The organism is Streptomyces sp. T028 (assembly GCF_048159505.1).
Lineage (GTDB): Bacteria > Actinomycetota > Actinomycetes > Streptomycetales > Streptomycetaceae > Streptomyces.
Window position 1 is genome coordinate 1 of record NZ_JBLRVZ010000047.1, and the last position, 22,818, is coordinate 22,818.

Annotated in this window: 16 protein-coding genes and 1 pseudogene; 10 read left to right on the forward strand and 7 right to left on the reverse strand. The window is 69.9% G+C overall.

Annotation, left to right across the window (positions count from 1 at the left end):
* Positions 1-74 precede the first annotated feature (74 nt).
* Together ACLZN2_RS38100 and ACLZN2_RS38105 are read right to left on the reverse strand one after the other, a co-directional pair.
* Complete coding sequence (locus ACLZN2_RS38100) at positions 75-977, reverse strand: tRNA (adenine-N1)-methyltransferase (RefSeq protein ID WP_416984170.1); 903 nt, start codon at positions 975-977, stop codon at positions 75-77.
* Between the two features lie 163 nt (positions 978-1,140).
* Positions 1,141-2,676 (reverse strand): site-2 protease family protein, encoded by a 1,536-nt coding sequence (locus ACLZN2_RS38105; protein WP_416984171.1) that lies wholly within the window; start codon positions 2,674-2,676, stop codon positions 1,141-1,143.
* Positions 2,677-2,851: 175 nt separating this feature from the next.
* Here ACLZN2_RS38105 and ACLZN2_RS38110 point away from each other — a divergent pair, with 175 nt between their 5' ends.
* Positions 2,852-3,901 (forward strand): PD-(D/E)XK nuclease family protein, encoded by a 1,050-nt coding sequence (locus ACLZN2_RS38110; protein ID WP_416984172.1) that lies wholly within the window; start codon positions 2,852-2,854, stop codon positions 3,899-3,901.
* A 14-nt stretch (positions 3,902-3,915) separates the two neighbouring features.
* Positions 3,916-4,590 (forward strand): response regulator, encoded by a 675-nt coding sequence (locus ACLZN2_RS38115; RefSeq protein ID WP_416984173.1) that lies wholly within the window; start codon positions 3,916-3,918, stop codon positions 4,588-4,590.
* Between the two features lie 83 nt (positions 4,591-4,673).
* Here ACLZN2_RS38115 and ACLZN2_RS38120 read toward each other — a convergent pair whose 3' ends face one another.
* The 4 genes from ACLZN2_RS38120 to metH form a co-directional block, all read right to left on the reverse strand.
* Positions 4,674-6,257 (reverse strand): ABC transporter substrate-binding protein, encoded by a 1,584-nt coding sequence (locus tag ACLZN2_RS38120; protein ID WP_416984174.1) that lies wholly within the window; start codon positions 6,255-6,257, stop codon positions 4,674-4,676.
* Between the two features lie 91 nt (positions 6,258-6,348).
* The gene (locus ACLZN2_RS38125; protein ID WP_416984175.1) at positions 6,349-7,956 is read right to left on the reverse strand and encodes an ABC transporter substrate-binding protein; all 1,608 of its coding nucleotides are present in this window, start codon (positions 7,954-7,956) and stop codon (positions 6,349-6,351) included.
* A gap of 505 nt (positions 7,957-8,461) precedes the next feature.
* A complete protein-coding gene (locus tag ACLZN2_RS38130) occupies positions 8,462-9,157 on the reverse strand; it encodes an HAD family hydrolase (RefSeq protein ID WP_416984176.1) in 696 nt (231 codons plus the stop codon).
* Between the two features lie 116 nt (positions 9,158-9,273).
* Entirely contained in the window at positions 9,274-12,801 is a 3,528-nt protein-coding gene (metH, locus tag ACLZN2_RS38135; protein WP_416984177.1) for a methionine synthase, read from the reverse strand.
* Between the two features lie 343 nt (positions 12,802-13,144).
* Between metH and ACLZN2_RS38140 the strand changes: the two genes are divergently transcribed.
* The 8 genes and pseudogenes from ACLZN2_RS38140 to ACLZN2_RS38175 all read left to right on the forward strand — a co-directional run bounded on the left by ACLZN2_RS38140 (position 13,145) and on the right by ACLZN2_RS38175 (position 21,632).
* The gene (locus ACLZN2_RS38140) at positions 13,145-13,909 is read left to right on the forward strand and encodes an IclR family transcriptional regulator (protein ID WP_416984178.1); all 765 of its coding nucleotides are present in this window, start codon (positions 13,145-13,147) and stop codon (positions 13,907-13,909) included.
* 309 nt (positions 13,910-14,218) lie between these two features.
* Entirely contained in the window at positions 14,219-15,013 is a 795-nt protein-coding gene (locus tag ACLZN2_RS38145; protein ID WP_416984179.1) for an MIP/aquaporin family protein, read from the forward strand.
* 111 nt (positions 15,014-15,124) lie between these two features.
* The gene (gene glpK, locus ACLZN2_RS38150; protein WP_416984180.1) at positions 15,125-16,684 is read left to right on the forward strand and encodes a glycerol kinase GlpK; all 1,560 of its coding nucleotides are present in this window, start codon (positions 15,125-15,127) and stop codon (positions 16,682-16,684) included.
* A 51-nt stretch (positions 16,685-16,735) separates the two neighbouring features.
* Positions 16,736-18,352, forward strand: a complete 1,617-nt coding sequence (locus tag ACLZN2_RS38155; RefSeq protein WP_416984181.1) for an FAD-dependent oxidoreductase — start codon at positions 16,736-16,738, stop codon at positions 18,350-18,352.
* Between the two features lie 50 nt (positions 18,353-18,402).
* Positions 18,403-18,689, forward strand: a pseudogene (locus ACLZN2_RS38160) (SMI1/KNR4 family protein); the annotation flags it as partial.
* A gap of 222 nt (positions 18,690-18,911) precedes the next feature.
* Entirely contained in the window at positions 18,912-19,664 is a 753-nt protein-coding gene (locus ACLZN2_RS38165) for a nucleoside phosphorylase (protein WP_416984182.1), read from the forward strand.
* A gap of 175 nt (positions 19,665-19,839) precedes the next feature.
* Complete coding sequence (locus ACLZN2_RS38170) at positions 19,840-20,511, forward strand: FadR/GntR family transcriptional regulator (protein ID WP_416984183.1); 672 nt, start codon at positions 19,840-19,842, stop codon at positions 20,509-20,511.
* A gap of 134 nt (positions 20,512-20,645) precedes the next feature.
* Positions 20,646-21,632, forward strand: coding sequence for a PAC2 family protein (locus tag ACLZN2_RS38175; RefSeq protein WP_416984184.1), 987 nt, complete (start codon positions 20,646-20,648; stop codon positions 21,630-21,632).
* Between the two features lie 54 nt (positions 21,633-21,686).
* Here ACLZN2_RS38175 and ACLZN2_RS38180 read toward each other — a convergent pair whose 3' ends face one another.
* Positions 21,687-22,649 (reverse strand): SMP-30/gluconolactonase/LRE family protein, encoded by a 963-nt coding sequence (locus tag ACLZN2_RS38180; RefSeq protein ID WP_416984185.1) that lies wholly within the window; start codon positions 22,647-22,649, stop codon positions 21,687-21,689.
* Positions 22,650-22,818 lie beyond the last annotated feature (169 nt).

Genomic DNA, 22,818 nt, shown 5'->3' on the forward strand with positions numbered 1-22,818 from the left:
CGTGGCCGAGTTCCGGATTGGTTGTGGGAACTCGGCCACGGCGCCCTGTCGTTGTCCGTGGTGTGGGGGCCGGGTCAGCGGCCGTTGCCTCCGTCGGCGTTGGGGCCGGCGTAGTCCTCGCCGTAGGCGCCCTTGGCGGGGCGGCGGCGGCGCATGGGCGGTTCGACGCCGTCGGCGAGGCGGCGGGCGGTGAGGAGGAAGCCGGTGTGGCCGATCATGCGGTGGTCGGGGCGGACGGCGAGGCCTTCGATGTGCCAGTTGCGGATCATCGTCTCCCAGGCGGTCGGTTCGTTGAAGGAGCCGATCTCGCGGATGGATTCGACGGTGCGGGCGAGCTGGGTGGTGGTGGCGACGTAGCAGCAGAGGATGCCGCCGGGGACGAGGGCCTTGGAGACGGCTTCGAGGCATTCCCAGGGGGCGAGCATGTCGAGGATGACGCGGTCGACGTCGGTGTCGCTGAGGTTGTCCTGGAGGTCGCCGACGGTGAGCTGCCAGGCGGGGTGGGGGCCGCCGAAGTAGCGTTCGACGTTCTGCCGGGCGATGTCGGCGAAGTCCTCGCGGCGCTCGTAGGAGTGCAGCATGCCCTGGTCGCCGATGGCGCGGAGCAGGAAGCTGCTGAGTGAGCCGGAGCCGACGCCGGCTTCGACGACGCGTGCGCCGGGGAAGATGTCGGCGAAGGCGAGGATCTGGCCGGCGTCCTTGGGGTAGACGACGGCTGCGCCGCGGGGCATGGACAGGACGTAGTCGGGGAGCAGGGGGCGCAGCGCGAGGTAGGCGACGTTCCCGGTGGTGCGGACAACGCTGCCCTCGGGTGCGCCGATCAGTTCGTCGTGGGGGAAGGAACCCTTGTGGGTGTGGAAGTTCTTCCCGTCCTCGAGCGTGAACGTGTAGTGGCGGCCCTTGGGGTCGGTCAGCTGAACCTGGTCCCCGACCTTGAAGGGCCCGCGCCTGCGGGCGGCACCGGTCGGTTCGGACATGTGAACAGCCTACCGGTTCCCTGCCGGGGGCTGGACCGACCAGGGGGCCTACGGTGCGTGTGAACAGTCCGGGCTGTCTGTGGTTGCTCGCGCCCACGCGGCGGTAGCCGCACATCGATACAGCCCCGCGCCCCTTTGGGGCGCGCTTGGCCTCGGGGCGTTGTCAGGCGGGCCTTGCCATTGCCTTGACGAAGGCTCGTTCGACGTCTGCTGCTGACAGGACGCCGTAGATCTCGCCTGTCTCCTCCACCACCAGGTATTCCGTTGCCGGGGTGGCCCGGAGTACGTCCAGGAGGTCTTCTCCCGCCAGTTCTGCCGAGACGCGCATGCCGTCGGTGAGGTCCTGGGCTAGGCCGCTGACGGCGACCCAGGGGCGGCGGTGTTCGGGTACGCCGACGATGGCGGCCTCGCGGACGAGGGAGAGGGGTTCGCCGTGGGCGTCGACGACGACGAGGGCGCGGGCGCCGGCGGCGTTGGCGCGGCGGAGGGCTTCGGAGAGGGGGGTGTCGCTTTCGACGGGTACGGCGCGGCGGGTGAGGGTGCGGGCGCGTAGTTCGGGCAGGTGTTCGCGCAGGCGGGCCATGCGGAGGCTGTTGCCTGCGCCGGTCCAGATGATCGCGGCGAGGATGGCGGCGAGGAGGGCGTCGGTGACGGTGTCCATGCCGACGCTGTCCTCGGCGCTGGACCCGAGGGCGCCGGACTGGGTGAGCAGGGGGAGGCCGATGAGGACGGAGACGGCGAGGGCGCGGCCGACCCAGGCGGCGGCGATGGTACCGGTCATGGGTTTGCCGGTGAGCTTCCAGACGACGGCGCGGAGCATGCGGCCGCCGTCGAGGGGGAGGCCGGGGAGGAGGTTGAAGATGGCGACGATGAGGTTGGAGATCATCAGGCCGGCGAGGAGGACGCCGGGGACGGTGCCGGGTTCGACGGGTTGCATGGCGGCGTAGAAGACGCCGGCGAGGAGGAGGGAGAGCAGGGGGCCGACGAAGGCGAGCCAGAATTCGCGGCCGGGGGTCTCGGCTTCTTTCTCGATTTCGGAGACGCCGCCGAAGAACTGGAGCTGGATGCGGCGTACGGGGAGTTTGAAGCGGAGGGCGGCGAGGGTGTGGGCGAGTTCGTGGATGAGGACGGAGGCGTAGAAGGCGACGGCGAAGAAGAGGGAGACGAGGTAGCGGGCGGCGCCGAGTTCGGGCAGGACGCGGTCGAGTTGTCCGCCGAACACCCAGGTGATCAGCGCGGCGACGAGGAACCAGCTGGGCGCGACGTAGACGGGTACGCCGAAGGGGCGTCCCATGAGCAGTCCGCCGCGGGGCTGCTCGGGGGGCCGCTGGGGCGGGGGGCCCTTGATGCCGGTGGGGGTGGTGTCGTGGGTGGCGCCGGGTTCGTGGTGGTCCGAGTGTGCGCGGGCGCGGTCGCCGCTCGGGGCGGCGTCGGGGGTGGGGGGTGTGGTCTCGTCGCCGGGGTCCGTGTCTTCCGGTCGCTCGCTGGAGGGCTTGGCTCCTTGTGTCTGCCCGTGGGAGGACTCCGCTCCCGGGGTCTGCCCTTCGGACGGGGCCCGGTCCGGCTCTGTGGTGGGCGTGGACGGGGTCGGGTCCTCGGGCTCCGCGGGGGCGGTGGCCTGGGGAGCTGGTGTGGCGGGGTGCTCGGCCGACTCTTCGTTGTCCGGCCGCGGCCGCCCGCTCCCGCCGCTTTCCACCACGATGTCCCCTCGTTCGAAGCGTCTCCCGCTCCTGCCGGGCGGAAGGGTCTGTGACCGATGGTATGCGGCCGTCGGGATGCGTTCCGCCCCGGCACCCCCGTGTTTCCCGGCTCGTCGTCGGACGGGCCGGGCAGGGGGTGGGTGACTGTCAGTGGCGGGCCGTATGGTCTGGGGTATGGAGAGCAGCAGCGAGGGCGTCGGCGGGGCGGCGGGCGTCGAGGGTGGGGACGTGGAGGAGTCGGCGCGGGTGGAGGTGGCCGGGTCGGAGGCGGTGGCAGCGGTGGGGGCGGGGGCGATCCTGCCCGAGGGGGCGGAGGGCGTCGTCCTGCCCGGGCCGGTGGGGGCCGTTGTGGCCGGGGCTGCCGGGTCTGTGGCTGTGGCGCCGTCCTCGTTGTCGCCGTCGCGGGCCGGGGATTTCATGCAGTGTCCGTTGTTGTACCGGTTCCGGGTGATCGACCGGTTGCCGGAGAAGCCGAGTGCTGCGGCGACCAGGGGGACTCTGGTGCACGCGGTGCTGGAGCGGTTGTTCGACGCGCCGGCGGTGGAGCGGACGGCGCCGAGGGCGAAGGCGTTGATTCCGGGGCAGTGGGACCGGTTGCGTCGGACGCGGCCGGAGGTGGTGGAGCTGTTCGCCGACGATCCGGACGGTGTGCGGATGGCGGGCTGGCTGGCGGAGGCGGAGGCGCTGGTGGAGCGCTGGTTCACGCTGGAGGATCCGACGCGTCTGGAGCCGGCTGAGCGGGAGCTGTTCGTGGAGGCGGAGCTGGAGTCGGGGCTCAGGCTGCGGGGGATCATCGACCGGGTCGATGTGGCGCCCACCGGTGAGGTGCGGATCGTGGACTACAAGACGGGCAAGGCGCCTCGCGCGGAGTACGCCGACGGGGCGTTGTTCCAGATGAAGTTCTACGCGCTGGTGGTGTGGCGGCTGAAGAACGTGGTGCCGCGGCGGCTGCAGCTGGTGTATCTCGGCAGTGGGGATGTGCTGACGTACGACCCGGTGCTCGCCGATCTGGAGCGGGTGGAGCGCAAGCTGCTGGCGCTGTGGGAGGCGATCCGGCTGGCGACGGAGACGGGTGAGTGGCGGCCGCGGCCGACGAAGCTGTGCGGCTGGTGCGATCACCAGGCGCACTGTCCGGAGTTCGGTGGTACTCCCCCGCCGTATCCGTTGCCGGTGAGGGCGGCGGCGTCCGGTGACGTCGAGCAGGGCAGAATGGGGCCGGACTAGCGAAGGAGACTCACGTGGCCATCCGCGTCCTACTGGTCGACGACCAGCCGCTGCTGCGTACCGGCTTCCGGATGATTCTGGAGGCGGAGCAGGACATCGCGGTCGTCGGTGAGGCCGGAGACGGTCTTCAGGCCCTGGACCAGGTGCGGGCGCTGCAGCCCGATGTGGTGCTGATGGACATCCGTATGCCGCGGATGGACGGGGTGGAGGCGACCCGGCAGATCACCGGGCCGGGGCGGGACGGTCCGGCGAAGGTGTTGGTGCTGACGACGTTCGATCTCGACGAGTATGTGGTGGAGGCGTTGCGGGCGGGGGCGAGTGGGTTTCTGTTGAAGGACGCGCCCGCGCATGAGCTGGTGCAGGCGATCCGGGTGGTGGCGGCGGGTGAGGCGATGCTGGCGCCGAGCATCACGCGTCGGTTGCTGGACAAGTACGCGACGCATCTGCCGTCGGGTGACGAGCCGGTGCCGGACACGCTGCATACGCTGACGGACCGTGAGGTGGAGGTGTTGAAGCTGGTGGCGCGGGGGTTGTCGAACGCGGAGATCGCGGCGGATCTGTTCGTGAGTGAGACGACGGTGAAGACGCATGTGGGGCATGTGCTGACGAAGCTGGGGCTGCGTGACCGGGTGCAGGCCGCGGTGTACGCGTACGAGAGTGGTCTGGTGCGGCCGGGCGCGCAGCCGTAGGGCGTTCGGGTACGACGTGAAGGGCGCCCCTGTTGTGCGGGGGCGCCCTTTGTCGTGTCTGCCTTGGTCGTGTCTGCCGGTGGTCAGTCCTTGCTGAGTTCCCAGAAGCGGAACACGGTGGAGGCGTCGAGGCAGTTCTCGAGGCCGTAGACGTTCTCGCCGACGACGGCGTACTGCTTGGCCTGCCAGACGGGGAGGACGGGGAGTTCCTCGGCGACGATGTCCTGGAGGGTGGCGTAGTCGGCGTCGGTGGCGGTGCGGTCGCTCTGGGCGGCGGTGCGTGGGATGAGTGTGCCGGTGATGGTCTTGTTGGTGTAGTTGTTGGCGAGGACGTTGCCGTCGCCGAAGAAGGGGGCGGTGAAGTTGTCGGCGTCGGGGTAGTCGGGGACCCAGCCCTTGACGTAGACGCCGTACTTGCCGTCGGCGATGTCCTTCTCGTACTGGTCGAAGGGGACGGACTTGACGTCGGCGTCGAACAGGCCGCTGGCGTTGAGCTGTGCGGCGACGGTCTTGAGTTCCTGGTCGGTGGCGGGGCCGTAGCGGGAGGGGGTGGACCAGAGGGTGAGTTTCACCTTGCCGGTGAGGCCTTCGTCCTGGAGCGCGGCGGCGGCCTTGGCCTGGTCGGGGCGGGCGCCGTAGCGGTCGAAGAAGGCGGTGTTGTGGCCCGCTATGCCGGCCGGGATGATCGAGTACAGCGGGTCGGCGGTGCCTTCGTAGACGTCGCTGATGAGGGCTTCGCGGTCGATGAGGTAGGCGATGGCCCGGCGGACGCCGAGTTTTCCGGTGACGGGGTCGTCGGTGTTGAAGACCAGGTGCTGGACCTCGGCGCTGCTGCCTTCGACGACTTCGGCGCCTTCGTTGTCGGCGTCGGCGTCGATGTCGGCGATGTCGGTGGCGGTGAGGCCGCGGTAGGCGATGTCGATGTCGCCGTCGAGGAGTGCCTTTTTGAGGGCCTTCTGGTCGCCGCCGAAGAACTTGAGGGTGACGCCCTGGTTCTGGGTGTCGCCGGCGGTGCCCTGGTAGTTGTCGTTGACGGTGAAGACGGCCCGGTCGTCGTCGAAGGAGTCGAGTTTGTAGGGGCCGGAGCCGACGGCGCCGCCGTCCTCGCGCAGGCTGTCGGCGTCGTACTCCTGGTGGTCGACGATGGAGCCTGCGCCGGAGGCGAGTTTGCTGGGGAAGGTGGCGTCGGGGACCTTCAGGGTGAAGACGACGGTCTTGGCGTCCGGTGTCGCGATCTTGTCGAGCATGGGGAACATGACCGCGGGGCCGTTGTCGTCGTTGATCTTCAGCATGCGGTCGAAGGAGAACTTGACGTCCTCGGAGGTGAGGTCGTCACCGTTGGAGAACTTCAGGCCGTCCTTGAGGGTGCAGCGGTAGATCTTGGTCTGCCGGTCCGTGAAGGAGCATTCCTTCGCCGCGTCGGGCTCGGGTTCGGTGCCGCCCTTGGGGAAGCTGAGCAGCGACTGGAAGACGTTGTTGAACAACATCCAGGATCCGGGGTCGTAGCCGGAGGCCGGATCCGTGGCGAGGACGTCGTCTGACATCCCGAGCACCACGGTGGAGCTGTCGCCGTCCGAGCCCCCGGTCTGGGTGCCGCAGCCGGTCAACAAGCCGGAGGCCAGTCCCGCCACGATAGGCAGGACCGGCCACTGGTTGCGCATGTTCACGAAGTACCTTGTCGTCGGGTCCCGTCACACCGGGGCCACCATCCCCCGGGCCCCGGCCGCGAAAAACGTATCACCCGACGGATGGAGCCTCTCAGTTGCTCACCCCGCGGCCGAGTTCCCACAGCTGGAGGGTGGCGGAGGAGTTGAGAACGTACGCGGTGCCGGTGATGTCGGTGCCGGCGGCGATGTACTGCTTGCCCTGCCACAGCGGGAGGATCGGGACGTCGTCGGCGACGATGTCCTGGATCTCGGTGAGGCTCTTGTCGGCGCTGATGCGGTCGGCTTCGCGGCGGGACTGCGGGATCAGGGTGTTGATGATGTCGCTGTTGCTGTACGGGGAGTTGAGGGTGTTGTCCTTGTCGAGGAACGGCGCGAGGAAGTTGTCGGCGTCGGGGAAGTCGGGGAACCAGCCCATGCCGTAGACGGCGTAGCGGCCCTTGCGTTCGGCGGGGATGAAGGTGTCCCAGACGGCGCCCTTGATGGTGACGTCGAACAGGCCGCTGTCGTTGAGCTGCTTCTTCAGCAGCTCGAACTCCTTCTTGGTGGCCGGGCCGTAGTGGTCGGTCGTGTAGTTCAGCGTGAGCTCGACCGGGGTGGTGATGTCCGCCTGGGCCAGCAGGGCCTTGGCCTTGGTGACGCTCGGGTCGCTGTACTTGTTGAAGAAGGCGTTGGAGTGGCCGGTGACGGAGGCCGGGACGAGCGAGTAGAGGGCTTCGGCCTGGGAGCCGTAGACCTGGGAGACCAGCTCGGCCCGGTTGATGACCTGGGCCATCGCCTGGCGCACGGCCTTGGTCTTGACGGCGGGGGCGTCGGTGTTGAAGGCCAGGTAGCGGATCTCGAGGCCGGCGAGTTCGACGAGGTCGATGTCGCTGTCGGCGGAGGCCTCGGAGAGTTTCTTGATCTGCTCCGGGGACATGGTGCGGGTCATCACGTCGATGTCGCCCTTTTCGAGGGCGGTGCCCATGGCGTCGGCATCGTCGTAGGACACCATGTCGACCTCGTCGTTGTTCACCTTCAGTGTCCCCTTGTAGTTGGGGTTCTTGGTGAACACGGCCTTGGTGACGGCGTCGCCGTCGGTCTCGGCCTTGAGGGTGTAGGGGCCGGAGCCGTCGACCTCGAAGCCGTCGCGGAGCTTGTCCTTCTCGTAGTCGTCGGGGTTGACGATGCCGGCGACCGGGGTCGACAGCTTGTACGGGAAGGTGGCGTCGGCGGTCTTGAGGTGGAAGATGACTTCGTTGTCACCCTGCGTCTCGACGGTGTCGACGGTGGACAGCAGGGCGAAGACGCCGGAGTCGGCCTTGAGGGCGCGGGCGCGGTCGATGGAGAACTTGACGTCCTCGGCGGTGACGGCGTCGCCGTTCGCGAACTTCAGGCCGTCACGGAGCTTGCAGGCGTAGCGTTCGTTGCCGCTATCGGTGAATTCGCAGGACTCCGCCGCCTCGGGGACGGGGTCGCCGTCGCCCTTGGGCACGATCATCAGGGTCTGCACGGTCTGGCGCAGGATGTTCCAGGTGCCGACGTCGTAGGCGTAGGCGGGGTCGAGCGGTGCGGGGGCGGCCTTCGTGGCGGTGAACCGGTCGGTGGTGCCCACGACGATGGCGTCGCCGCTGCCGCTGCCGCTGTCGGCCCCGCCGCAGGCGGCGAGTACGGGCGCGAGCAGACCGGCCACGGCCGGCAGCACCAAAGTCTTGCGGTTCATGCTCGAGTTTCTCCACAGCTGTCGGTCCGTGTACCCGGCATGCAAGGTTGTCGCGGCGGATCACGGGGATTGGGGTGATGTTCCGCGACGAGATTAGTCCGGACCGGCAGGAGGGTTCGCCGCGACCGGAGTTGAAAGCCCATCACGGAGCGAAACCGCATGTGAACGCATTGAAGAATTATCGGTGGAACGATCCGTGCAGCTGTCCATCAATCAGGACACAAGGGCACGGTCGAACGCCCAAAACGCGGCGTGTGCGCACCCGGTCGCCCCCCTGTCGACCCCGTCTGACGTGTGGAACGTCACACCGTCAACAGTCTGCGCCCGTCCGTAATTCAACCGTTATTGAAGATTGGAATTTCCCCGTGCGCACACCCGCCGAATTACGTTGCTATCGGTGGTGCACGCTCGGTGAACGCCCGCGGTGAATTCCGTCATCGGGCGGATCACCAATGATCGGAGTGGTGATCATAGGAGCGGACTCGGGTGCGGACTCGTCGTGGAGTCACAGGGGCATCAGACCGCGCAGAAAAGGGAGGTCGACCTGTTCCAGCGAGGGCACCACGGTGCGCCGGGCGGCGGCGGCGATAGGGGCCACGGAGGGCACCGCGACGACATGGCAGCCCGCCGCCTCCGCCGAGGCGACGCCGGTCGCGGTGTCCTCGACGACGGCGCACCGGGCCGGGTCCACGCCGAGGCCGGCGGCCGCGAGGAGGTAGGGGTCGGGGTGCGGCTTGGTGCGCGCGACCTCGTCGCCGGCGACGGTCAGGTGGAAGTGCTGGGGGCCGAGCGAGGTCAGGACGCGGTCGATGATGCGCCGGTGGGAGGCGGAGACGAGGGCGGTGGGGACCTCGTGCTCGGCGAGCTCGGCGAGCAGCCGGGCGGCTCCCGGCATCAGGGGCAGGGCGCGGGTGATGCGGTCCTCGAACCCCTCGTTGAGCAGGACGGACAGTTCGGCGAGGGTGATGCCGGCCCCGGTGGCCTCGATCAGGAACCCGGCGCTGCGGCTCATCGGGCCGCCGACGACGACATGGCGCCAGGAGTCGTCGAGGGTGTGGCCGAGACCGGCGAAGACCTCCACCTCGACGTCCCACCAGAAGCCCTCGGTGTCCACCAGGGTGCCGTCCATGTCGAGGAGCACCGCCTGGAGGGCGGAGCCTTCGGCCGTTCGGGTCAGGGGCGCGGGAACCGTGCTGGTCATCCACGTACCTCCTTTGAGGGACGAGCAGGCCGGTTCCCGCTGGGGAACCGGCCTGCAGTGGACCGACCAGTGTACGACTTATCGGATCAGTGTGCTCAGTGACACGGGAGGGGGTGTCACCGTGCGTTGAAGTACTTCGCCTCGGGGTGGTGGATCACGATGGCGTCGGTGGACTGCTCGGGGTGGAGCTGGAACTCCTCGGAGAGGTGGACGCCGATCCGCTCGGGCTGGAGGAGGTCGGCGATCTTGGCGCGGTCCTCCAGGTCGGGGCAGGCGCCGTAGCCGAGGGAGAAGCGGGCGCCGCGGTACTTCAGGGAGAACATGTCCTCGATGTCGGCGGGGTCCTCTCCGGCGAAGCCGAGTTCGGAGCGCACGCGCGCGTGCCAGTACTCGGCGAGGGCCTCGGCGAGCTGGACGGACAGGCCGTGCAGTTCGAGGTAGTCGCGGTAGGAGTTGGACTCGAACAGCTTGGCGGTCTCCTCGCCGATGCGGGAGCCGACGGTGACGACCTGGAGGCCGACGACGTCGGTCTCGCCCGACTCCTGGGGGCGGAAGAAGTCCGCGAGGCACAGTCGGCGGCCGCGGCGCTGGCGCGGGAAGGTGAAGCGGGTGCGTTCGTTGCCGTGCTCGTCCAGGATGATCAGGTCGTCGTCCTTGGACACGCAGGGGAAGTAGCCGTACACGACGGCGGCTTCGAGGAGGTTCTCCGTCTGGAGCCGGTCGAGGAGGCCGCGCAGACGCGGGCGGCCCTCGGTCTCGACGAGTTCCTCGTAGGTCGGTCCGTCGCCGGTGCGGGCCTGCTTGAGGCCCCACTGGCCCTTGTAGAGGGCGCCCTCGTCCAGCCAGGTGGCGTACTCCTTGAGCTGGATGCCCTTGATGACGCGGGTGCCCCAGAACGGCGGTTCGGGGACGCGGTTGTCGGTGGCGACGTCGGAGCGGACGTTGCCCTCTTCCGGGCGCTCCTCGACGGCCACGGCGGCGCCGGCGCGCACGCGGCGCTGCTTGAGCTCGGGGAGTTTGGCGCCGGGCAGGCCGCGCTTGACGCCGACGAGGGCGTCCATCAGGTGCAGGCCCTCGAAGGCGTCGCGGGCGTAGCGGACCTCGCCCTGGTAGATCTCGTGCAGGTCCTGCTCGACGTAGGCGCGGGTGAGGGCGGCGCCGCCGAGGATGACCGGGTAGGTGGCCGAGAGGCCCCGGCTGTTGAGCTCCTCCAGGTTCTCCTTCATGATCACCGTGGACTTGACCAGGAGGCCGGACATGCCGATGACGTCGGCGCGGTGCTCCTCGGCGGCGTCGAGGATCGCGGAGACGGGCTGCTTGATGCCGAGGTTGACGACGTTGTAGCCGTTGTTGGACAGGATGATGTCGACGAGGTTCTTGCCGATGTCGTGGACGTCTCCGCGTACGGTCGCCAGCACGATGGTGCCCTTGCCCGCCCCTCCTTCGCCGTCGGCGGTTTTCTCCATGTGCGGTTCGAGGTGGGCGACGGCGGCCTTCATGACCTCGGCGGACTGCAGGACGAACGGCAGCTGCATCTGGCCGGAGCCGAACAGCTCGCCGACGACCTTCATGCCGTCCAGGAGGGTCTCGTTGACGATGTCCAGGGCCGGGCGGTCCTGGAGGGCCTCGTCCAGGTCGGCTTCGAGGCCGTTGCGCTCGCCGTCGATGATGCGGCGCTTGAGGCGTTCCTCCAGCGGCAGGGCGGCCAGTTCCTCGGCCTTGCCGGCCTTGAGGGACTTCGCGGTGGCGCCCTCGAAGAGCTGCATGAGCTTCTGGAGGGGGTCGTAGCCCTCTGCGCGGCGGTCGTGGATCAGGTCGAGGGCGGTCTGCACCTCTTCCTCGCTGAAGCGGGCGATGGGGAGGATCTTGGAGGCGTGGACGATGGCGGAGTCCAGGCCCGCCTTGACGCACTCGTCGAGGAAGACGGAGTTCAGCAGGATGCGGGCGGCCGGGTTGAGGCCGAAGGAGATGTTGGACAGGCCGAGGGTGGTCTGGACGTCGGGGTGGCGGCGCTTGAGCTCGCGGATCGCCTCGATGGTGGCGATGCCGTCCCCCCGGGACTCCTCCTGACCGGTGCAGATGGTGAAGGTCAGGGTGTCGATGAGGATGTCCGACTCCTGGATGCCCCAGTTCCCGGTGAGGTCGTCGATGAGCCGTTCGGCGATCTCGACCTTCTTCTCGGGGGTGCGGGCCTGGCCCTCCTCGTCGATGGTGAGGGCGATCAGGGCGGCGCCGTGCTCCTGGGCCAGCCGGGTGACCTTGGCGAAGCGGGACCCGGGTCCGTCGCCGTCCTCGTAGTTCACGGAGTTGATCACCGCGCGGCCGCCGAGCTTCTCCAGGCCGGCCTGGATGACGTCGACCTCGGTGGAGTCCAGGACGATCGGCAGGGTGGAGGCGGTGGCGAAGCGGCCGGCGAGTTCCTCCATGTCGGCGACGCCGTCGCGGCCCACGTAGTCCACGCACAGGTCGAGCATGTGCGCGCCCTCGCGGATCTGCTCGCGTGCCATCTCGACGCAGTCGTCCCAGCGGGCCTCCAGCATGGCCTCGCGGAACTTCTTCGAACCGTTGGCGTTGGTGCGCTCACCGATCGCCAGGTACGAGGTGTCCTGGCGGAAGGGGACCGTCTGGTAGAGGGAGGCGGCGCCCGGCTCGGGGCGGGGGGCGCGTTCGACGGGGGTGGCGCCCTGGACGCGCTCCACGAGCTGCCTGAGGTGCTCGGGGGTGGTGCCGCAGCAGCCGCCGATGAGGTTGAGGCCGTAGTCGCGGACGAAGCGCTCCTGGGCGTCGGCGAGGCCCTCGGGGTCGAGCGGGAAGTGGGCGCCGTCCTTGGTGAGGATCGGCAGGCCGGCGTTCGGCATGCACAGCAGCGGGGTGCGCGAGTGCCGGGCGAGGTAGCGCAGGTGTTCGCTCATCTCGGCGGGGCCGGTGGAACAGTTCAGGCCGATCATGTCGATGCCGAGGGGTTCCAGCGCGGTGAGCGCGGCGCCGATCTCGGAGCCGAGCAGCATGGTGCCGGTGGTCTCGAAGGCCATGGAGACCAGCAGGGGGACGTCGGCTCCGGTGGCCTCCATGGCGCGCTTGGCGCCGAGGACGGAGGACTTGGTCTGCAGGAGGTCCTGGGTGGTCTCGACGATCAGGGCGTCGGCGCCGCCGGCGAGGAGGCCCTCGGCGTTGGCCTGGAAACCGTCGCGCAGGGTGCCGTAGCCGATGTGGCCGAGGGTGGGCAGCTTGGTGCCGGGGCCGATGGAGCCGAGGACCCAGCGCTGCCGTCCGTCGCGGGCGCCGAAGGCGTCGGCGGTCTCGCGGGCGATGCGGGCGCCCGCCTCGGACAGCTCGTACACGCGGCCGGCGATGTCGTACTCGGCCATGGCGGAGTGGTTTGCGCCGAACGTGTTGGTCTCGACGCAGTCGACGCCCGCGTCGAAGTAGGCCTCATGGACCGAACGGACGATGTCGGGCCGGGTGAGGTTGAGGATCTCGTTGCAGCCCTCGAGGTTCTCGAAGTCCTCGAGGGTGGGCTCCTGGGCCTGGAGCATGGTGCCCATGGCCCCGTCGGCCACCACCACGCGGGTGGCCAGGGCCTGGCGGAGCTCGGACACACGGGTCCGGCTGTCGGCGGAAGGGGTCGGCGGCACAGAGGCCATGGAAGGGCTCCCTCGGATGCGACGGCTGTCGGCTTTGCGTGACCTCAGGATGCGTGCGGTACGGCTTCCCGAGGAGTGCGCACGCCGTCAGGGTAGCCGGGACCGGGGCCGTATGGTCAGGGCGTCCACGGGGCGGACGGGCAGGACGGTCGTGCCGGTGCTCGCGTGCGGGGCCGGTCACCGCCACACTGCCGCCACGTCACCGCGGGGGGTCGAGTGGCGTAACAGGTGTTGACCGACCATTAGCGGGAGGTCGACATGGACCGGTAGTGTTCGACATTGCCGAACGACGGTACTTGCGTACCGCTCGTGGACGGCGATGGGGACGGAGGCAGGAGGGCGGATGGCACGGAACATCCAGTCGGTCGAACGGGCGGCCGCGATGCTGCGGCTGCTCGCGGGCGGGGAGCGGCGGCTGGGCCTGTCGGACATCGCCTCGTCGCTGGGCCTGGCCAAGGGCACCGCCCACGGCATCCTGCGCACGCTGCAGCAGGAGGGGTTCGTCGAACAGGACGACGGTTCCGGGCGCTATCAGCTGGGGGCGGAGCTGCTGCGGCTGGGCACCACCTATCTGGACGTGCACGAGCTGCGCGCGCGGGCGCTGGTATGGACGGACGACCTGGCGCGGTCCAGCGGCGAGAGTGTGCACCTGGGCGTGCTGCACCAGCAGGGCGTGCTGATCGTGCACCATGTCTTCCGGCCGGACGACAGCCGGCAGGTGCTGGAGATCGGGGCGATGCAGCCGCTGCACTCCACGGCGCTGGGCAAGGTGCTGTCGGCGTACGACCCGGTGGCGCACAGCGAGGCCCTGGAGGCCGACCGCAAGCCCTTCACGGACCGCACGGTGTGCGAGCCGGACGCCTTCGAGCACATCCTCGACGTCACACGCGCGCGTGGGTACGCGGCCGATGTGGAGGAGACCTGGGAGGGTGTGGCCTCCATCGCCGCACCCATCCACGACCGGCGTCGCATGCCCGTCGGGGCGGTCGGCATCACGGGGGCCGTGGAGCGGCTGTGCCGGGACGGTGAGCTGCGGCCGGAGCTGATCGCGGCGGTACGGGACTGCGCCCGCGCGGTGTCGCGGGACCTGGGCGCCGGGCGCTTCTGAGCAGCGGGTTCGGGCCGGGACGCCATGGGGCGTCCCGGCCTTCGTCATGCCCTCGGGCGCCCCTCGGACCACCCGGTGGGCCTCAGGGATCAGTAACGATCGCGTTTTCGATAACCGAACTCTTGACGCACACGTGACGCCGGAGCAAGACTCCCGTCCATCGGTCGGCATTGTCGAACACCTACCGGCAATACACGTTAGAGTGTGACAACGCCAAGGACCGGCATCGCTCTCACCCCCGAGGGCGCCAGACCCCCGGAGGGACCCGGGGAGAACGGCTTCCCTGGACGAAGGACAAAGGAGTCGCGGGTGTCCAGCTCCGACATCTTCATCGGCGAGACCATCGGTACCGCCATACTCATCCTGCTCGGCGGCGGCGTCTGCGCCGCCGTGACGCTGAAGGCCTCCAAGGCACGCAACGCCGGCTGGCTCGCCATCACCTTCGGGTGGGGCTTCGCCGTGCTCACCGCGGTCTACACCTCGGCGCCGCTGTCCGGCGCCCACCTGAACCCGGCCGTGACGCTCGCGCTCGCGATCAAGGACGGCGACTGGAGCGACGTCCCGGTCTACTGGGCGGGCCAGCTGCTCGGTGCCGCGATCGGCGCGGCCCTGGTGTGGGTCGCCTACTACGGCCAGTTCCACGCGCACCTCACCGACCGGGAGATCGTCGGCGGTCCGGGTGCGCAGGCCACCGCGGCCAAGGCGGTCGAGGCCCAGGAGAAGGGGGCGGGTCCGGTCCTCGGCATCTTCTCCACCGGCCCGGAGATCCGGGTCCCCTGGCAGAACCTCGCCACGGAGATCGTCGGCACGATCGTGCTGGTCCTCGCCGTCCTCACCCAGGGTCTGAACGACCAGGGCAACGGCCTCGGCACCATCGGTGCCCTCGTCACCTCGCTGGTGGTCGTCTCCATCGGTCTGTCCCTCGGCGGCCCGACCGGCTACGCGATCAACCCGGCCCGTGACCTCGGTCCGCGCATCGTGCACGCCCTCCTGCCCCTGCCCAACAAGGGCGGCTCCGACTGGGGCTACGCCTGGATCCCGGTGGTCGGTCCGCTGATCGGCGCCGCCATCGCTGCAGGCATCTACAACGTCGCCTTTGCTTAAGAGCACGAAGAGCACGAAGAGCACGCTGAGCTTCACCTCGGCCTTCATCGCACTTAAACAGCACCGCGCCGTACAGACAGCCCCTTACCCACGGAACCCCAGGAGCACTCAGTGACCGACGCCCACACCGCCGGCATCGCCTCCCACGGCCAAGGGCCGTTCATTGCCGCGATCGACCAGGGCACCACGTCCAGCCGCTGCATCGTCTTCGACAAGGACGGCCGTATCGTCTCGGTCGACCAGAAGGAGCACGAGCAGATCTTCCCCAAGCCGGGCTGGGTCGAGCACGACGCCAACGAGATCTGGACCAACGTCCAGGAGGTCGTCGCCGGAGCCATCCAGAAGGCCGGCATCACCCGTGACGACATCAAGGCCATCGGTATCACCAACCAGCGCGAGACCACCGTGCTGTGGGACAAGAACACCGGTGAGCCCGTCCACAACGCCATCGTCTGGCAGGACACCCGCACCGACGCCCTGTGCAAGGAACTCGGCCGCAACGTCGGCCAGGACCGCTTCCGCCGTGAGACCGGCCTGCCGCTGGCCTCGTACTTCGCCGGCCCCAAGGCCCGCTGGCTGCTCGACAACGTCGAGGGTCTGCGCGAGCGCGCCGAGGCGGGCGACATCCTCTTCGGCACCATGGACACCTGGGTCATCTGGAACCTGACGGGCGGTGTCGACGGAGGCAAGCACTACACCGACGTCACCAACGCCTCCCGCACCATGCTGATGAACCTCCACACCCTGGAGTGGGACGACAAGATCGCCGAGTCCATCGGCGTACCGCTGGCGATGCTGCCCGAGATCCGCTCCTCCGCCGAGGTCTACGGCGAGGTCACCGGCGGCAAGCTCGGCGACCTGCTCGGCGGCATCCCGGTCGCCTCCGCGCTCGGCGACCAGCAGGCGGCCCTGTTCGGCCAGACCTGCTTCTCCGAGGGCGAGGCCAAGTCGACGTACGGCACCGGCACGTTCATGCTGATGAACACCGGCGAGAAGATCATCAACTCGTACTCGGGTCTGCTGACCACCGTCGGCTACCGCATCGGCGACGAGGCGCCGGTCTACGCCCTGGAGGGCTCGATCGCCGTCACCGGCTCGCTGGTGCAGTGGATGCGCGACCAGATGGGCCTGATCTCCACCGCCGCCGAGATCGAGACGCTCGCGCTCTCCGTCGAGGACAACGGCGGCGCCTACTTCGTGCCGGCCTTCTCCGGTCTGTTCGCCCCGCACTGGCGCTCCGACGCCCGCGGTGTGATCGCAGGCCTCACCCGGTACGTCACCAAGGCGCACCTCGCGCGCGCCGTCCTGGAGGCCACCGCCTGGCAGACGCGTGAGATCACGGACGCCATGACCAAGGACTCGGGCGTCGAGCTCGCGGCCCTCAAGGTCGACGGCGGCATGACCTCCAACAACCTGCTGATGCAGACGCTCTCGGACTTCCTGGACGCCCCCGTGGTGCGCCCGATGGTCGCCGAGACCACCTGCCTCGGTGCCGCCTACGCCGCCGGCCTCGCCGTCGGCTTCTGGACCAGCACCGACGACCTGCGCGCCAACTGGCGGCGGGCCGCCGAGTGGACCCCCCGCATGGACGCGGAGACCCGCGACCGTGAGTACAAGACCTGGCTCAAGGCCGTCGAGCGGACCATGGGCTGGCTCGAAGACGAAAGCTGACGAGAGCTGACGCCCCACGCGCACAGCTCTGATGAGGAGTAAGAACCCGACATGACCAGTCAGTCCACCCTGAGTTCCGTGCCTGCCCTGGGGACGCACCCGGCCTCCGGCTCCAACCCGAGCCGCGCCGAGACCCGGGAGCAGCTCTCCAAGGCGTCGTACGACCTTCTCGTGATCGGCGGCGGCATCCTGGGCATCTCCACCGCCTGGCACGCCGCGCAGTCCGGCCTCAGGGTGGCCCTGGTCGACGCCGGCGACTTCGCCGGCGCCACCTCCTCCGCCTCCTCCAAGCTCCTCCACGGCGGTCTGCGCTACCTGCAGACCGGCGCGGTGAAGCTGGTGGCGGAGAACCACTTCGAGCGCCGTGCGGTCTCCCGCCAGGTGGCCCCCCACCTGGCGAACCCGCTCACGTTCTACCTCCCCGTGTACAAGGGCGGGCCGCACGGCGCGGCGAAGCTCGGGGCGGGCGTGTTCGCCTACTCCGCCCTGTCGGCCTTCGGTGACGGGGTCGGGCATCTGCTCTCGCCGGCCAAGGCCGCGCAGGACGTGCCCGAGCTGCGCACCGAGAACCTCAAGGCCGTGGCCGTGTACGGCGACGACCAGATGAACGACGCGCGCATGGCGCTGATGACGGTCCGCGCGGCCGTCGAGGCGGGCGCGGCCGTCCTCAACCACGCCGAGGTCACGGGCCTGCGCTTCACCCGGGGCCGGGTCACGGGCGCGGACCTGAGGGACCGGGTCTCCGGTGACGAGTTCGGCGTCAACGCCCGGCTGGTGCTCAACGCGACCGGCCCGTGGGTCGACCACCTGCGGAAGATGGAGGACCCGAACGCGGCCCCCTCCATCCGGCTGTCCAAGGGCGCGCATCTCGTCCTGAAGCGGACCTCCCCGTGGAAGGCCGCGCTCGCGACCCCCATCGACAAGTACCGCATCACCTTCGCCCTCCCCTGGGAGGACATGCTCCTGCTGGGCACCACCGACGAGGAGTTCGAGGGCGACCCGGCGGACGTCGCGGTCAACGACAAGGACGTCGCCCAGATCCTCGACGAGGCCGCGTTCTCCGTCCGCGACCAGCAGCTCTCCCGTGACAACATCACGTACGCCTTCGCGGGTCTGCGGGTGCTGCCGGGCGGTCCCGGCGACACCGCCAAGGCCAAGCGCGAGACCGTGGTGACCGAGGGCAGGGGCGGGATGCTGTCCGTCGCGGGCGGCAAGTGGACCACCTTCCGCCACATCGGCCGTACGGTGATGCAGAAGCTGGAGGCGCTGCCGGGCCACCCGCTCGGCGACGACTTCGAGCCGGTCTCCTCCCTGCCGAAGAAGCTGCCGCTGCCCGGCGTCGCCAACCCGCGCGCGGTCGCCCACCGGCTCCTGGTGGACAACCCGGCGCCCGGCCCGCGCATGGCCGCCGACACCGCCAGGCACCTGGCCACCCATTACGGCTCGCTGGCCTTCGACATCGCCCGCCTGGCGAACGACAACCCCGAGCTGCGCGAGCGCGTCCACCCCGACGCCCCCGAGATCTGGGCGCAGGTCGTCTACGCCCGTGACCACGAGTGGGCCGAGACCGCGGACGACGTGCTGCGCCGCCGCACCACGCTGACGATCCGCGGCCTGGCCACGGACGAGGTGCGCGGCAAGGTGCAGGACCTGCTCGACAAGAAGTAGGGGGTACGACGGGAAAGGGGCGGCACGTCACGAAGGTGCCGCCCCTCTCCCCGCTCACCGAGATGTGGGCGTGGGAGGACGACGACGGGCCGTACGAGGACCCGGAGGCCGCCATCGACCAGGTGCACAACCACGGCTCGATCGTCCTCGGGACGGACGGGTGCGCCGTGAACTGGCACCTCGTCGTCACCGGGCCCCATCGCGGCAGATCTGGCTCATGACCGACGTGGGCGCCCTGCCCTTCGGCGCGGAGTTCGGTGGGACCACCTCCGCGCCGGGTTTCGCCGGCTGGGTCGCGCACTGGGCGGCCGGGAAGGAGTGGTTCGACACGGAGTGAGCCGCGCTCAGTCGAGCGGTCCAGGCGACAGCGCAGTTCCTGGGACATGCAGTTCCTGGGACATATCGGGGCGCTCCTGATGATCCGGTGGCCTCCGGCATCGTGCATGACCTGGGAGAACCGTAGTTCGAGTGGTTGGATCGCTGTCGCCTCGGCCTGCCGCGGCACGCGACCGACGCCGCGCCGTATGTCGTCACTCCCCCGTCCCTCTGGAGCATGTTCATGACGCAGGACCTCCTGCCCATCACCCGCATACCCCGCACCGGTCTGCCCGCGCACGCGGTGGTCGTCGGCGACCCGGCGCGCGCGGCCGCCGTCGCCGAATTCCTCGACGGCGCGGAGGAGGTGTCGTACCACCGCGAGTACCGGGTGTTCAGCGGCAGTTGGAAGGGCGTGCCAGTGGTCGTCGCCTCGCATGGGGTGGGCGCGCCGGGCGCGATCCTGTTGTTCCAGGAGCTGGCGGACGCGGGAGTGCGGGTCTTCCTGCGGTTCGGTACGGCGGGCGCGATGAGGCCGGGCATCGGTGACGGCGACCTGGTCATCGCGGAGGCGGCCGTCCGCGACGACGGCGTCACCCACCAGCTGCTGCCGCCGGAGTACCCGGCGGTCTCCAGCCCCGAGGCGGTGTTCGCACTCCAGCGGGCCGCCCACGAGAACGGCGCCCCGCACCACCGGGGCGTCGTCTGGACCCGGGCGGCCTTCCAGCCGGGGCTCCTTCCCCTCTTCTCCTACGACGGTGCCGGGCTCGCGGCGATCGAGATGGAGCTGTCGGCGCTGCTGGTCACGGCCTCGTTGCGCGGACTGGTGGCCGGTGGGGTGCTGGTCGTGGACGGGGCGAACGCCGACGAGCTGGTCGACGCGGAAGCCACCGGTGGCTACAACCCGCACCGCGAGGTCGTCGCGGCGGGTGTCGAACGGGGTGCGGTGGTGTCGCTGGAGGCACTGCGGCTGCTGGCGGAGGGTGAGCCGACGTGAGTATCGACAAGCGCCACGAGGTCCTGCCGGCCTGATCAGGTGCTGGAGGTTCTCGTCCGATCACTCCCCAGCGACGCGATCCCGGGCTCATAATGGCCCGAGACATCCGATGTCTGGGCAGATGATGGGCGGATGGGTGGAAACCGGTGGTCGGGGAGTGAGAGGGAGGCCGGTCATGGCAGTCACCGACGAGGCGATCGAGAAGATCAAGGGCATGATCGTCTCGGGTGCGCTGCGCCCCGGCGACCGGCTCCCCAAGGAGAGCGAGCTGGCCGCAGAACTGGGTCTGTCCCGCAACTCCCTGCGGGAGGCGGTGCGGGCCCTGTCGCTGATCCGGATCCTGGACGTGCGCCAGGGCGACGGCACCTATGTGACCAGCCTCGATCCCCAACTGCTCCTGGAAGCGCTCTCGTTCGTCGTCGACTTCCACCGCGACGACACGGTCCTGGAGTTCCTGGCGGTGCGCCGCATCCTGGAGCCGGCGGCGACCGCGATGGCCGCCCTGCGGATCAGCGAGCAGCAACTGGACGCGCTGGACGCCCAGTTGGACAAGCTGGGCGACGCGCCGTCGGTGGAGGAACTCGTCCGCTGCGACCTGGAGTTCCACCGGGGCATCGTGCAGAGCGCGGGGAACTCGGTGCTGTGCTCGCTGCTCGACGGGCTGTCGGGGCCGACCACCCGGGCGCGGATCTGGCGGGGGCTGACCCAGGAGGACGCGGTCGCCGGGACCCTGCGTGAGCACCGGGCGATCCTGGCGGCGCTGCGCGACCGGGACACGGAGGCGGCGCGGTCCTGGGCGACGGTGCACATCGCGAGCGTGGAGCAGTGGCTGCGGTCGACCCTGTGAGGCGGGAGGGTGTTCGAGGGGGGCGAACGGGGCAGTGATCCGTTCACTCCCCCGTGCAAGGGGGCTGCGGGCGCCCCCGCGGAACGCCGTAAGGTTGGGTGGTCAGGCGAGGGCACGTCGGAAGGAGGCGCTGGGTGATCGAGCTCGAGGGGGTTCCCGAGCTGATCGACCCGGTCATGGTGGCCGCGTTCGAGGGCTGGAACGATGCCGGCGACGCCGCCTCCACCGCGGTCGCGCATCTGGAGCGGGAGTGGAAGGGCGAGGTGTTCGCGGCGCTGGACGCCGAGGACTACTACGACTTCCAGGTGAACCGCCCCACGGTGTTCATGGACGGCGGCGTGCGCAAGATCACGTGGCCCACGACAAGGTTGTCGGTGGTGCGGGTCGGCGGCGAGAAGCCGCGGGACCTGGTGCTCGTCCGGGGTATCGAACCGTCCATGCGCTGGCGCTCGTTCTGCAACGAGCTGCTCGGCTTCGCGCACGAGCTGGGCGTGGAGCTGGTGGTCATCCTGGGCGCCCTGCTCGGGGACACGCCGCACACGCGTCCGGTGCCGATCAGCGGGACGACGTCCGACGCCGATCTGGCGCGGCGGATGGACCTGGAGGAGACCAAGTACGAGGGTCCGACGGGGATCGTCGGCGTGCTGCAGGAGGCGTGCACGCACGCGGGTGTGCCGGCGGTGTCGCTGTGGGCGGCGGTTCCGCACTATGTGTCGCAGCCGCCGAACCCGAAGGCGACGCTGTCGCTGCTGAACCGGCTCGAGGACCTGATCGACGTACGCATTCCCCTGGGCGAGCTGCCCGAGGACGCGCGGGCGTGGCAGGTGGGCGTGGACCAGCTGGCGGCGGAGGACAGCGAGGTCGCGGAGTACGTGCAGACGCTGGAGGAGGCCCGCGACACGGCGGAGCTGCCGGAGGCGTCGGGCGAGGCGATCGCCCGTGAGTTCGAGCGCTATCTGCGGCGCCGGGACGGCGGCGGCCCGCCGGACCCCGGGGAGCGGACCCGGCCGCCGAGGCCGCCGAAGCCGAGCGGCGAGACCGGAGAGGCCGGGGAGGCCGGGGAGCCCGGAGCCGGGGACAGTGGGGATTCGTCAGGCGGCGAGGATTCGTCGGAGGACTGATCGGGACGGCACTGATCGGGGCGGCGCGTTTCCTGGAACGCGCCGCCCCTTTCGTCATGCCGTGACGGCGACGACGGAGTACGTCGTCGTGGGCGTCGGCGTGGTCGTGAAGCGGGCGTTGGGCAGATAGAGCCGGTTCCCGAAGGCGGCGACCGTGGTCGGCACGTCGAAGCCGGATTCGGTGATCCGGCGCTGGAAGACACCGCTGCGGCCGTCGGCGGCCAGGGTGAACACGTCGATCGCGTTCTGCCGGTTCTGTACGACGTACAGCGTGCGCCCGGTGCGCAGCAGTCCGTCGCCGTTCGTGAGGGGGGCCGCGTCACCGAGGTCGACCAGGGTGGTGACGCCGGTGCGCGGGTCGACGCGGTGCAGTCCGCCGGCGCCGCTCTGGACGACCAGCAGTGCCGAGCCGTCGGGGGTGCGGGTGATGCCGTTGGCGTTCACGGTCCCGTCGGCGCCCTGGGTCCAGTCGCCGCTCAGCGGCAGGCGTACGACGTCGGCGGCGTCCGGGAGTTCACCGCGCCGGCCGAGCGGCAGGGCGTACAGCACCGGCTGGTAGGAGTCGGTGAACCAGGCCGCGCGCGGGGTGAGGTACACGTCGTTGGTGAAGGTCGGGGTGGTGGTGGCGAGCGGGTAGGAGGCGAGGATCTCACCGCTGCGCACGTCCACGACCCGGGCGCCGTAGTCGCGTCCGGCGACGAACAGCCGTCCCCGTTCGTCGAGTTTGAGGCCGACCGAGGGGGTGCCGGGGCCCGTCGAGATGACGGCGCCCTCGCCGGTGCGCAGGTCGGCGCGGTAGAGGGAGCCGTCGCCGAGGGAGCCGAAGTAGGCGTAGGGGGTGTGGCCTATGGCGATGCCCTCGGGGCGGAAGCCGTCGGGCAGCGCGATCACGTCCGGCCAGGAGGCGGTGGCGTGGGCGGACGTGCCGAGGGAGGCGGCGCCCAATGTCCCGGCGCCGATCGCGAGCAGTCGGCGGCGGGAGAGGGGATGTGCGAAGGAACCGTGTGTGGGTGCCACGGGGCGTCCTTCCGCGAAGGGGACCGGCAGTTGGCCGGTCCAGCGGTCAACTACCGCCCCACCTCACCACATGGACCCCGTCGGCCACAGCTTCTCGTGGCCGGTCCACAGCATTTCGACAGTATGCGAGGGAAGTGAGGGGCCCTTCGGCGAGCGGAGGGCCCGTCAC

Excerpts from the sequence above, each read along its gene's own strand:
- ACLZN2_RS38100 (WP_416984170.1), bottom strand. The coding sequence starts at position 977 with ATGTCCGAACCGACCGGTGCCGCCCGCAGGCGCGGGCCCTTCAAGGTC.
- ACLZN2_RS38110 (WP_416984172.1), top strand. The coding sequence starts at position 2,852 with ATGGAGAGCAGCAGCGAGGGCGTCGGCGGGGCGGCGGGCGTCGAGGGT.
- ACLZN2_RS38125 (WP_416984175.1), bottom strand. The coding sequence starts at position 7,956 with ATGAACCGCAAGACTTTGGTGCTGCCGGCCGTGGCCGGTCTGCTCGCG.
- ACLZN2_RS38130 (WP_416984176.1), bottom strand. The coding sequence starts at position 9,157 with ATGACCAGCACGGTTCCCGCGCCCCTGACCCGAACGGCCGAAGGCTCC.
- metH (WP_416984177.1), bottom strand. The coding sequence starts at position 12,801 with ATGGCCTCTGTGCCGCCGACCCCTTCCGCCGACAGCCGGACCCGTGTG.
- ACLZN2_RS38140 (WP_416984178.1), top strand. The coding sequence starts at position 13,145 with ATGGCACGGAACATCCAGTCGGTCGAACGGGCGGCCGCGATGCTGCGG.
- ACLZN2_RS38155 (WP_416984181.1), top strand. The coding sequence starts at position 16,736 with ATGACCAGTCAGTCCACCCTGAGTTCCGTGCCTGCCCTGGGGACGCAC.
- ACLZN2_RS38165 (WP_416984182.1), top strand. The coding sequence starts at position 18,912 with ATGACGCAGGACCTCCTGCCCATCACCCGCATACCCCGCACCGGTCTG.
- ACLZN2_RS38170 (WP_416984183.1), top strand. The coding sequence starts at position 19,840 with ATGGCAGTCACCGACGAGGCGATCGAGAAGATCAAGGGCATGATCGTC.